This is a genomic window from Snodgrassella alvi wkB2 (assembly GCF_000600005.1).
In the GTDB taxonomy this organism is placed as follows: Bacteria; Pseudomonadota; Gammaproteobacteria; order Burkholderiales; family Neisseriaceae; genus Snodgrassella; species Snodgrassella alvi.
Map to the genome: position 1 here is coordinate 1,399,651 of NZ_CP007446.1, position 11,946 is coordinate 1,411,596.

The following is an 11,946-nucleotide window of genomic DNA, read 5'->3' on the forward strand; positions in this document are numbered from 1 at the left end:
ATCTAATGTACATAGTGATTAAACGAGCTGAATAATACTTAAGAAATGTATAATAATAGTGAGTTTTAAAAGGGAGTATTCGCATGTCTGTTTTAATGTCTGATTATCTGCAACAGCAGCAGCAAAAATATGCTGTTACACCGCATTTGCCTGATGTGATTACTAGCATTAGTCAGGCCTGTCTGCACATTAATCGTGAAATACGTCTGGGCGCTCTGGATAATATTCTGGGCAGTGCTCATACAGGTAATATACAAGGTGAAGAGCAGAAAAAACTGGATGTTTTATCCAATCAAATTATGATTGATACCCTCTCTGCTAATCCGGCTATTGCCGGACTGGCCAGCGAGGAAGAGGATTCATTTGTTACAGCTAGTCAGAATGGACAATTTCTGGTGTTATTCGACCCACTGGATGGAAGTTCCAATATTGATGTGAACATATCCATCGGGACTATTTTTTCAGTATTGGCTAAACCAGATGGTGCGCTTACTACAGAAAGCTTTTTACAATCCGGCCGGCAACAGCTTGCCAGTGGTTATGTGCTGTACGGACCGCAAACCATTCTGGTACTGACATTGAAACATGGTATTGCCATGTTTACTTTGAATGAACATAACCAGTTTCAACTGACTCAGGAAAATCCGCAGATACCAGTATCTACAGCTGAATTTGCTATTAATATGTCTAATCAGCGCCACTGGCAGCCAGCTATGCAAAATTATATTGCTCAGTTGCTAGCAGGTAAAAGTGGCTGTCGCGGAAAAGACTATAATATGCGCTGGGTGGCATCGATGGTAGCCGAGGTGCACCGGATTCTTATTCGTGGCGGTATCTTTACTTATCCGCAGGATAATCGCAACCCTGATAAACCTGGTAAGCTACGCTTAATGTATGAAGCAAATCCTATGAGTTTACTGGTTGAGCAAGCTCAAGGGGCTGCTACAAACACCCGTCAGAACATTCTTGATATTCAGCCAGAAGGCCTGCATCAGCGTGTAGCCGTTGTACTTGGCAGCAAGGAAGAAGTAGACTACGTTACTGCTATGCATAATGCAGACTAACCATTGCAGATCCTTCTGCAATTTTTTTATTTTACTCCCTCAGGAGATTTTAATGATTAAATTAACTACAAATTTTGGTGTTATCGGTATTGAGCTTAACCATGAGAAAGCACCCAAAACTGCTGAAAATTTCGAACGCTATGTTCGTGAAGGCTTTTATGATGGAACCATTTTTCACCGGGTTATCGATGGTTTTATGATTCAGGGTGGCGGCTTTGATAAAGATATGCAACAAAAACCCACTCATGAACCGATTGAAAATGAAGCCAATAATGGTTTGAAAAATGATCGCTATACTATTGCAATGGCTCGTACCATGCAGCCTCATTCAGCCAGCGCACAATTTTTCATCAATGTAAAAGATAATGATTTTCTGAACCATACTAAACCGGATTTACACGGCTGGGGATATGCTGTATTTGGTAAGGTAGTTGAAGGACAGGATGTAGTTGATAAGATTAAAGGCGTCAAAACCGGTAATCATGGCCCGCATCAGGATGTACCAGTTGAAAATGTGATTATTGAAAAAGCTGAAATTGTTTAAATAACATTAAAATAAATGCATTAGATAATCCTGATGCATTTTAAAACAGCAATTAACTGCTTTTTTAACTCTTTTTTGTATAATTAATGAAGTCTTCATAAGCAAAATTTTTCGGCAATGAAAAATTTTGCTAAAGATTTACTTCAATAATTAAAATACAAGGAAGACTTAATGAATATAGTAACTTTCAAACTTAAAAAACGTTGGAAGAATTAGTAGCTAAATTTGAAGAACATAATAAATTTTAGATTAATATTTTGCTAAAAATGGGTTTATAGCATCAGGTCCTTTAGACAATAAAACTGGTGATATTATTAACGTAAAGAACAAAATCATTATTATTGCAAATATATTAATATTATTTGTGGTAAAAATGATGATTAATTTTAATGTTATACTTAGTTATGCCGCTGCGTTATTAATATATTTAGCAAACAATAATGATAATAAGGAGATGAGAACATGAAAAATCTTAGAATGAAATATTTTGACTTATCACCAGAACTCATGAGTGGTTTTAGAGCCGTGAAAGTCGCCCTTGAGAAAAGCGTTGTAGATCAGAATTTTATTGAGTTAGTCTATCTCAGAGTTTCTCAAATTAATGGATGCGCATATTGCCTGAATCTACATACAAATTCCCTGCTAAAAGCTGGTGAAACGCAACGCCGCATATCTGAAGTGGCAGGATGGCGTGTTAGTGATCAATTTTCTAAAAAAGAACAAGCGGCATTGAACTGGGCAGAACAGTTAACGCTAATATCGACAAGCCACGCCGATGATGAGTCGTTTGAGTTATTAAAAAATTTCTTCAATGATACAGAGATATCTGACCTTACATTTGCAATATCGCTGATGAATGGAATGAACAGACTTGCCATTTCTATGCGGCAATGAGGTGCATTATGGGCAATGTTGAATAGTTGACTTAAGTAAGGTGTAGTTTTTAGGAATCAGAGTTTAGGTGCTGGTAATTTCTTTTTTAAGGCCTTAAGTACTTATCCAAATAGTGATGCAGACTATAACTATCTTGAAAAAGAATTTATTATACCTAAGGGAAGGACTACAAAAGCTTTTCATTAAATTTTTATATAAAGTCATTAAAAGCGTTGCGGCATAGTAATGAGTGATTCAATTGAAGAAGTCAAAAACATTATGAAGTCAGATCCATTTTGTGTTTATGATCTTGTTGATTTAGAATTTACTTTATTTCAGGCTGCTAAAATCTCACCTAACTTATTAAGTAATTAAGTTCATTTTTTCACAGCAGGCAGTCTTTTAAAGGCTGCTTTTTTTATGCTAACAAATAAAACTGTATCTATGAATAAAACAATACCCTGCTAAACTATTTTGGCAGGGTATTTAGCTATATAAAATGATTTATTGAAGTGGCTTCATATTCATTACTTCCATCAGGAAATTAGTGAATGCCGGATTAGCCGGTTTGGAGCGCATTACCGGCCAGCGCTGCTGCCAGCCTGATAAGGCATTCTGAATATATGCTTTCGACTGGGCTGTATCAATTGAACCTTGCTGACTTTCGACCACACTGCGTAAATAAATGGCATACATGTCATCATCTACCATGTTATGTCCTACCTGAGCAATGCGGAACTGATCCAGTAATTGCGCAGCCTGAACTTTGGTCATGCTTCCCTGTGAAACCTGAAAGCTCAGGCGGGTAGCTTCATCACGAATTCGAGCCACATCAGACCAATGACTGCTGGCTAAATGAAATTCGTTATTTGCAGTACCGTCTACTACCTGTACTGGTTTAACTTCTTTATTATTCTTAGCCGTTAAAGGGTTATTAACAGATGAACAACCACCCAAAAAGGCTGCAACGACACATAATGCTAATGTTTTTTTCATCATTTGTTTACTCAGTATATTGCTTGAAAATATTGCTTAAAACAAAATTAAAAGCCAGCTAGCTTAAGCGTGTGGCTGTACATATATCGTTTACAATTGTAACACAGCCATGACTGTAATAAAAAACCGAACCAGTTGTTTTCTGGTTCGGCATTATTCAGACAAATAAATTATCAAGCTAGATCTGCAAATAGTGGTGTAGAGAGATAACGCTCACCATAAGAAGGAATTAAAACTACAATCAATTTATTTTTGTTTTCCGGTTTAGCTGCAAGCTGCAGGCCAGCCCATACGGCAGCACCGGAAGATATACCGACCAGAATACCTTCTTTAGATGCCATGTCACGAGCGGTATCAAAACAAACTTCGTTTGGCACTTCAATAATACCATCATATATTTTGGTATTCAGAGTTTTGGGGATGAAACCCGCGCCAATACCCTGAATCGGGTGAGGCCCCTTGCAACCACCGGACAATACCGGAGAAGCTTCGGGTTCAACTGCATAAATTTCTACTTCAGGTTTCTTCTCTTTCAATACTTCCCCTACCCCGGTTATGGTACCTCCTGTACCGACACCGGCTACGAAAATATCGATTTTGCCATCGGTATCATGCCATATTTCCTGCGCAGTAGTTTCACGGTGAATCTCAGGATTAGCCGGATTTTCAAACTGTTGCGGCATAAAATATTTTTTCGGGTCTGAATCAACGAAAGCCTGTGCACGGGCAATGGCACCAGACATGCCTTCTGCTCCGGGCGTTAATACCAGCTCAGCGCCAAAAGCACGCAATAACATACGCCGTTCTTTACTCATTGTTTCCGGCATGGTAATAATCAGTTTATATCCGCGTGCAGCGCAAACCATAGCCAGCCCAATACCGGTATTACCGCTTGTCGGCTCTACAATCACTGTATCAGAATGAATTTTACCGGCCTTTTCTGCAGCATCAATCATACTGGCTGCTATTCTATCCTTAACACTATTGCCCGGATTAAAAAATTCCAGTTTGACTACAACTTTACCCGGTAAACCCGCACTTAGACGATTCAACTGTACCAGTGGTGTATTACCAATTAAATCGGTGATGCTAGAGGCGATATTCATTTATTATCCTTCGTCATGAGAAACTATCTTTGTTATCTTAGATGAAAATTGTGACCAGCCTAAATAATTTATATGCGGATAGATACAATTAATATTTATATAGGCGTACTAAATATATATGATGTAGGCTTAAAATATTAATATTATTGCTAAAATGCTATCAATTATTATAACAGTAATCTGAAAAATTATTTAATCTTAACATTTTGAAAACTACTCAAACAGAAAGTTTATTCAGGTTTGATATTGCCATAAAAAATTTAAGCCAATAAAAAGGCTGTCGTTACCGGCAGCCTTTTATAAAGCAATCAGTATATATGTTACATCTTAGGCATCTACTTTAGCCGCTACATCTACATATTCCTGAATTTCATTGAAGTTCATATAACGATAAATTTCAATACCTTTATCATTGATAATGGCAATATTTTCGCGATATTCATCGATATTCGGAATATGTCCCAGTTTTGAACAGATGGCTGCCAGTTCGGCTGAGCTTAGATATACCTTGGTATTTTTACCCAGTCGATTCGGAAAATTACGGGTAGAGGTTGAAACGACAGTTGATCCCTCTCTTGCCTGTGCCTGATTACCCATACATAAAGAACAGCCTGGCATTTCCATACGCGCACCTACCCGACCCAGAATACCGTAATACCCTTCATCAGACAGCTCTTTGGCATCCATCTTGGTAGGAGGAGCTACCCACAGCCGGACTGGCAGATCAGATTTACCATCCAGTAATGCTGAGGCGGCACGATAATGACCAATATTTGTCATGCATGAGCCGATAAATACTTCATCGATATGTGTACCAGCCACGTCAGACAAGGTTTTCACATCATCCGGATCATTCGGGCAAGCTAGAATAGGCTCTTTAATCTCATCCATATTGATATCGATAATGGCAGCATATTCTGCATCTGCATCAGCTTCAAGTAATTTCGGTTCTGCCAGCCATTGCTCCATTTTTTCAATACGGCGTTTCAGTGTGCGTGCATCCTGATAACCATTGGCAATCATGTTTTTCAGCAATACGATATTGGATTTGAGATACTCCTCAATAGGTTCTTTGTGCAGTTTTACCGTACAGCCGGCAGCTGAACGCTCTGCAGAAGCATCTGTGAGCTCAAAGGCCTGTTCAACTTTCAAATCCGGTAAACCTTCGATTTCCAGAATTCGGCCAGAGAAAATATTCTTTTTACCTGCCTTGGCAACGGTAAGTAAACCCTCTTTGATAGCCTGTAAGGGAATAGCATTAACCAAATCACGCAAAGTAATACCCGGCTGCATTTTACCGGAGAAGCGTACCAGTACTGACTCCGGCATATCCAGCGGCATAACACCGGTTGCAGCAGCAAAAGCTACCAGACCGGAGCCTGCGGGGAATGAAATACCCAACGGAAAGCGTGTATGCGAATCACCACCAGTACCTACCATATCGGGTAGCAGCATGCGGTTCAGCCATGAATGAATAATGCCGTCTCCCGGACGTAGTGCCACACCACCGCGTGAAGACATGAATACCGGCAATTCTTTATGGGTTTTAACATCAACTGGTTTCGGATAAGCGGCGGTATGGCAGAAAGATTGCATCACCAAATCCGCACTAAACCCCAGACAGGCCAGATCTTTCAGCTCATCACGGGTCATAGGACCTGTAGTATCCTGTGAACCGACTGTGGTCATACGTGGTTCACAATAAGTACCCGGGCGAATACCCTGACCTTCCGGCAAACCACAAGCGCGGCCAACCATTTTTTGTGCCAGAGTAAAGCCGGCAGTGCTTGGCGCCGGAGACTGTGGCAAGCGGAAAACTTCTGAATGCCCCAGATTTAATGCATCTCTGGCTTTAGCAGTCAGACTACGACCAATAATCAGATTAATACGGCCACCCGCCTGAACTTCATCCAGAATTACCTGAGATTTCAATTCAAATTCAGCAACAGTTTCGCCGTTTTTGATAATTTTGCCTTCATAAGGCAAAATATCAACTACATCGCCCATTTCCAATTTGGATACATCAACTTCGATAGGCAATGCACCTGAGTCTTCCTGTGTGTTGAAGAAAATCGGAGCAATTTTGCCACCAAGACATACGCCTCCGAAGCGTTTATTCGGTACATAAGGAATATCTTTACCGGTATGCCAGATTACGGAATTTGTTGCTGATTTACGTGACGAACCTGTACCAACCACATCACCTACATAGGCAACCAGATTACCTTTAGCTTTCAGTTCAGCCAGTTGTCTGATTGGTCCTACCTCACCCGGTTTATCGGGTTGAATACCTTCACGCGGATTTTTAAGCATAGCCAGTGCATGCAAAGGAATATCCGGACGGCTCCACGCATCAGGTGCAGGTGATAAATCATCGGTATTGGTTTCACCTACTACTTTAAATACGGTAACCGTGATTTTTTCCGGAACTTTTTCACGCGCAGTAAACCATTCTGCATTAGCCCATGATTCAATGACTTCCTTTGCATACTGATTACCAGCACGCATTTTTTCTTCTACATCGTGGAATGCATCAAACATCAGTAAGGTATGTTTTAAGGCATTGGCTGCAGTAGAAGCCAATTCTTCATTATCAAGAAATTCTATTAAAGGCTGGACGTTATATCCACCCAGCATGGTACCCAGCAATTCAACAGCGAAAGTCGGTGTAATTAACGGACTGGTAATTGTTTTCTCTGCAACTGCGCCCAGAAAGGATGCTTTTACTTTAGATGCATCATCTACACCCGGCGGTACACGATGCGACAGCAGCTCAACCAGAAATTTTTCTTCTCCTTTGGGAGGATTTTTCAGCAATTCAACCAACTCTTCTGTTTGCTTAGCTGTAAGCGGCAATGGCGGAATACCCAGTGCTTCGCGTTCAGCAGCGGCTGCGCGGTAGGCTTCTAACATCTTGAATGTCCTTAATGTAATGGTTTTTTAAATTTTTCTTGTAAATTTATTATGCATTCCCAATGCAATAATATGAATGATAACCGAAAACAGGGACGATTGAAACAATTTGTAGTCGAATGTAGTCAGGATAAGAAAATGTAAAGATTAAAATAAAAGCAGCCTCAGACAGGCTGCTGAAAATAATATAGGACAGAATTTAATCTGAAGAAATCAATCTTATTTATTTAAATTCAGGAACGACTTTTCTTTTTAGTGGTTCCTTTTCGCGCACCACTTCCCTGTGTGTTTTTACTTTGACTAATCCCGGTTTTTTGCATTGTCAGATTATTTTGTTTTGCCTGTTCATAAACAGGTAATACCTCTGGCAGCATTTTCTTCAGTGCATTAATACGGGCATCATTGCTCGGGTGAGTAGAGAGTAAGCTTGTACCACGGTTGTTACCCATAACTTTATTCATTTTTTCCCATACCGTAATGGCTGCATGCGGATCATATCCAGCCTGTGCCATTAGTTTCAGCCCGCCGGCATCTGCCAGACTTTCCTGATGACGTGAGAAAGGCAGAGTTAGCCCAAACTGATTTAAAACATCTTTATAAATACCTACATTGTTGGCACTGGCACCTGTTTTTGACTGTAAGGCAGAACTACCTATTTCAAGAGCAACACTAGTCAGAATTTGCTGACCGGCAGCTTTTTTGCTGTGCTCCTGAAGAGCATGCGTCATTTCGTGACCAATAATTGCCGCAATTTCATCATCACTCAGATTCAGACGATTAACAATACCGGTATAAACCACCATTTTTCCACCTGGCATTGCAAAGGCATTTGGTATTTCACTATTAATTACATTAAGCTGCCAGTCAAATGGAACTCCTGTCTGATTAGCTTCATTAGCATAAGGTACTAATCGCTGAAATATTGTATTTACACGCTTCGCAACAGGAGTATTAGTTTCAACTTCACCGTTGGCTTTAGCCTCCCCTATCATCTGAGTATAACTTTTGGCAGCAGCGGCATTTAATGTCTGAGTATCATAACCCATTACTTCTGCAACCTGAGCGCAACCACTCAAAGCCATTAAAACAGATGCCAGAGTAATTAATTTCGGTTTAAGCCTGATTAAATTCATAATTTATCCAAGTATAAAAGTAAATTGAAAATTAACACTTTTAAATGTCTTACATTTAGCTAAAAATGTAATAATGGGTTTTATTGTATTGTATTACATTAATTTATATATGATTAATTTAACTTAATAATACATTGAAGTATTCCATACTGCAATTTTCAACCGCCATCCGTGTTCGTCTGAATTATTATTAATACATAGATTCAATTATTTAAATATTATTCTTATCAGTTTTAAATCTATTTGGATTTTCTGCTATCTTTAATATTTAATTAACATAAGTGTCGTAGTTTTACACCAATATTTCCACCATTCAGCACAAAGGCTACAATAAAGAAGGTACCACTGAAGTGATGTAAATAACGTGAAAATCCTGATACTCGGTTGCGGGCAGGTTGGTTCAACTATTGCCAGTAATCTGGCCAGAATGACCAATAATGATGTTACTATTATTGATATCAATGAGAGTGCCTTGCAGCAAATTAACCAACGCCTTGACGTACAAACTATTGTAGGCAATGGTGCCTGGCCTTCTGTATTGTCCGCAGCCGGTGCACAAGATGCAGACATGATATTAGCATTAACTCAGAATGATGAAACCAATATGGCAGCCTGCCGGATTGCCTATGCTCTATTCAATACACCTAACCGTATAGCCCGGGTTCGATACAGCGATTTTGTTGAATTCGAAACCGGTAATAATAATTACAAAACTAGTCTGGACTTATTCAATATCACTGAAGCCATTAGTCCAGAGCAACTGGTAACAGAGCAAATTGTCAATTTATTACTACATTCCAGTGCGCTGCAAATTCTGCGATTTGCACACGACAAAATTCGTTTACTGGTAATTCGTGCTCAGAATGGCGGTATGCTGGTCAATCAGCCCATCAGTAATCTGAAACAGCATCTGGAAGAAGGTGTAGATTGTCAGATTTGTGCTATCTACCGCAACAATCATCTGCTCGTTCCCACCGGAAGTACAGTCATACAGGAAGATGATGAGGTTTTTGTTCTTACACCCACAGCCTATCTAGAAAACATCATGCGTGAGCTGCGTCCGATTAATAAACGCACTCGCAGGATTATGATTGCCGGTGGCGGAAATATTGGCTATCGCGTTGCCAAACAACTGGAAACCAAGCTGGATATCAAGATTATTGAACGGAAACAAAACCGTGCCGAATGGCTGGCAGAAAACCTGAACAATACTCTTGTGCTGGTAGGTAATGCATCTGACGAAAGTCTGCTGGAAAACGAATATATCGATGAAATAGATGTGTTCTGTGCGCTTACTAATGATGATGAAAATAATATCATGTCGGCAATGCTGGCTAAAAATCTCGGTGCAAAAAGAGTAATGGCGATTATTAATCGCTCCAGCTACGTTGATTTATTGCAGGGAAGTGCCATTGATATTGTGATATCTCCGCATTTAATTACGATTGGTTCTATCCTGACTCATGTACATCTGGGCGATATTATGGCAGTTTATCCGTTACGCCGCGGTTCTGCAGAAGCGATTGAAGTAGTGTTACACGGTGATCGCCATACATCTAAGTTAATCGGTCGTACCATGACTCAGCTGCGACTGCCAGCCGGCTGTTATTTTGGCGCAGTCATTCGCAATGAAAAAATAATTATGTATCATCAGGATACAGTTCTTGCAGATGGAGACCATGTTATATTTTTTATCGCTCGGCGTAAGGCTGTTCAGGATCTGGAAAAAATGATTCAGGTCAAACTGGGCTTTTTTGCTTAAGGCTGCCAGACTATGAGCCATTTTACCAATCGCTTTGTTTTGCATCACAAGGAATCAGGTTTTCTAAATAAAATTGCGCCTACGGCACATATTGTGGCTAAAACCGGTTTTCTGTTTTCCTTGTTACTGCTTGCTCCGACGATTGTTTCTTTAATCTATATGGATCATGTGTTTCCAGCCTTTGCTTTTACTGCCGGCATTTGCATGAGTGTATGTGTAGTAGCATGGTTATTAACCATGCGCTATAACCGTGAATTGCGACCGCGTGATGGTTATACACTTGTATTTATGCTGTGGATTGGCTTTGCGCTGATCGCCTGTCTGCCCTTTTATATTTATTTACCCGGACTAGGCTTTACTAACGCCTATTTTGAAGCTATTTCAGGGCTGACTACTACCGGTGCTACCATTATTACCAGTCTGGATTCACTTGCGCCATCATTGAATTTCTGGCGACACATGCTTAACTGGCTGGGTGGCATGGGTATTATTGTACTGGCTGTTGCGGTGATGCCAATGCTAGGAGTAGGAGGTACACAGCTATTTAAAGCAGAAATACCCGGTGTAAATAAAGACAGTAAGATGGCACCGCGTATTTCTGAAACGGCTAAACGTTTATGGGGTGTCTATGTTTTATTTACTATAGTCGCTTTACTGGCGTTGCGTCTGGCCGGAATGAGTTGGTTTGATGCTGTCTGTCATGCCATGTCCGCTTTTTCACTGGGCGGATTTTCTACCCACGACAACAGTATTTCCTATTTTCATTCCGTTCCGATTGAAATAATTCTTAGTATTGCTACCTTATTAGGCGCAATCAATTTCAGTAATCATTTTAATGCATTACAGAAAGGCTCATTACGTTATTACTGGCGTGATGAAGAGGTAAGAGTTTTATTATGTGTACTCTTATTCAGCATTGTCGGTATCAGCCTGTATCTGTGGTGGCATAGCTTTTATTCTTTTTCAGAAGCATTTCGCTACACCAGTTTCAATCTGATTTCAATCGGGCTGGCAAACGGTTACTCAAATACCGATTTTGCTAAATGGCCTTTAATTGCTTCATTATGGATGTTTTTTCTGTCCAATATACTGTCTAATGGCGGTTCAGCCGGTGGTGGTATTAAAACGGTACGAGCTATTGTATTATTTAAATTCAGTCTGAGAGAAATGCTGCTGATGCTGCATCCAAATGCTGTCAGTATGGTTAAAATAAACGGCAGCAACATTCCTGACCGGCGTGCACTGACAGTAATGGCATTTGTATTTGTATATGTGCTGACTATTATTTTATTCAGCTTTGCACTGATGATCAGCGGACTGGATTTTCTGTCTGCACTTACCGCTGCCATAAGTTGTATTACTAATGCCGGCCCCGGACTGGGTGCTGTAGGACCGGCCAATAATTTTGCTTTTCTTTCAGACATTCAAAAGTGGTTATGTATTATGATTATGCTACTTGGCCGTCTGGAAATTTTTACTGTTTTTATACTCTTTACGCCAGCTTACTGGAAAAAATAAATTACATTATGAGAAAAAGTGAAGGAAAAAAATTGAT

9 protein-coding genes are annotated in these 11,946 nt (G+C 40.0%); 5 read left to right on the forward strand and 4 right to left on the reverse strand.

Annotated elements, in window-relative coordinates; genetic code table 11:
* Positions 1-95: 95 nt before the first annotated feature.
* The 3 genes from SALWKB2_RS06460 (at position 96) to SALWKB2_RS06470 (ending at position 2,502) form a co-directional block, all read left to right on the forward strand.
* The gene (locus tag SALWKB2_RS06460) at positions 96-1,064 is read left to right on the forward strand and encodes a class 1 fructose-bisphosphatase (protein ID WP_232616994.1); all 969 of its coding nucleotides are present in this window, start codon (positions 96-98) and stop codon (positions 1,062-1,064) included.
* Between the two features lie 52 nt (positions 1,065-1,116).
* Positions 1,117-1,608, forward strand: a complete 492-nt coding sequence (locus SALWKB2_RS06465) for a peptidylprolyl isomerase (RefSeq protein ID WP_025330861.1) — start codon at positions 1,117-1,119, stop codon at positions 1,606-1,608.
* 462 nt (positions 1,609-2,070) lie between these two features.
* Complete coding sequence (locus SALWKB2_RS06470) at positions 2,071-2,502, forward strand: carboxymuconolactone decarboxylase family protein (RefSeq protein ID WP_025330862.1); 432 nt, start codon at positions 2,071-2,073, stop codon at positions 2,500-2,502.
* A gap of 483 nt (positions 2,503-2,985) precedes the next feature.
* Here SALWKB2_RS06470 and SALWKB2_RS06475 read toward each other — a convergent pair whose 3' ends face one another.
* The 4 genes from SALWKB2_RS06475 to SALWKB2_RS06490 form a co-directional block, all read right to left on the reverse strand.
* Entirely contained in the window at positions 2,986-3,477 is a 492-nt protein-coding gene (locus SALWKB2_RS06475) for a hypothetical protein (protein ID WP_025330863.1), read from the reverse strand.
* A gap of 173 nt (positions 3,478-3,650) precedes the next feature.
* Positions 3,651-4,583 carry a cysteine synthase A gene (gene cysK / locus SALWKB2_RS06480; RefSeq protein WP_025330864.1) on the reverse strand — a complete coding sequence of 311 codons (933 nt, stop codon included), beginning with the start codon at positions 4,581-4,583 and terminating at the stop codon, positions 3,651-3,653.
* A gap of 327 nt (positions 4,584-4,910) precedes the next feature.
* Positions 4,911-7,496, reverse strand: coding sequence for a bifunctional aconitate hydratase 2/2-methylisocitrate dehydratase (gene acnB, locus SALWKB2_RS06485; protein WP_025330865.1), 2,586 nt, complete (start codon positions 7,494-7,496; stop codon positions 4,911-4,913).
* A 233-nt stretch (positions 7,497-7,729) separates the two neighbouring features.
* Positions 7,730-8,629, reverse strand: coding sequence for a M48 family metallopeptidase (locus tag SALWKB2_RS06490; protein WP_025330866.1), 900 nt, complete (start codon positions 8,627-8,629; stop codon positions 7,730-7,732).
* Between the two features lie 364 nt (positions 8,630-8,993).
* Between SALWKB2_RS06490 and trkA the strand changes: the two genes are divergently transcribed.
* Both trkA and SALWKB2_RS06500 read left to right on the forward strand, forming a co-directional pair.
* Positions 8,994-10,391, forward strand: a complete 1,398-nt coding sequence (gene trkA / locus SALWKB2_RS06495) for a Trk system potassium transporter TrkA (protein ID WP_025330867.1) — start codon at positions 8,994-8,996, stop codon at positions 10,389-10,391.
* A 12-nt stretch (positions 10,392-10,403) separates the two neighbouring features.
* Positions 10,404-11,909 (forward strand): TrkH family potassium uptake protein, encoded by a 1,506-nt coding sequence (locus tag SALWKB2_RS06500; protein ID WP_025330868.1) that lies wholly within the window; start codon positions 10,404-10,406, stop codon positions 11,907-11,909.
* Positions 11,910-11,946: the final 37 nt, after the last annotated feature.

Coding starts and splice junctions, on each gene's coding strand:
- SALWKB2_RS06460 (WP_232616994.1), top strand. CDS start 96: ATGTCTGATTATCTGCAACAGCAGCAGCAAAAATATGCTGTTACACCG.
- SALWKB2_RS06465 (WP_025330861.1), top strand. CDS start 1,117: ATGATTAAATTAACTACAAATTTTGGTGTTATCGGTATTGAGCTTAAC.
- SALWKB2_RS06470 (WP_025330862.1), top strand. CDS start 2,071: ATGAAAAATCTTAGAATGAAATATTTTGACTTATCACCAGAACTCATG.
- SALWKB2_RS06475 (WP_025330863.1), bottom strand. CDS start 3,477: ATGAAAAAAACATTAGCATTATGTGTCGTTGCAGCCTTTTTGGGTGGT.
- cysK (WP_025330864.1), bottom strand. CDS start 4,583: ATGAATATCGCCTCTAGCATCACCGATTTAATTGGTAATACACCACTG.
- acnB (WP_025330865.1), bottom strand. CDS start 7,496: ATGTTAGAAGCCTACCGCGCAGCCGCTGCTGAACGCGAAGCACTGGGT.
- SALWKB2_RS06490 (WP_025330866.1), bottom strand. CDS start 8,629: ATGAATTTAATCAGGCTTAAACCGAAATTAATTACTCTGGCATCTGTT.
- SALWKB2_RS06500 (WP_025330868.1), top strand. CDS start 10,404: ATGAGCCATTTTACCAATCGCTTTGTTTTGCATCACAAGGAATCAGGT.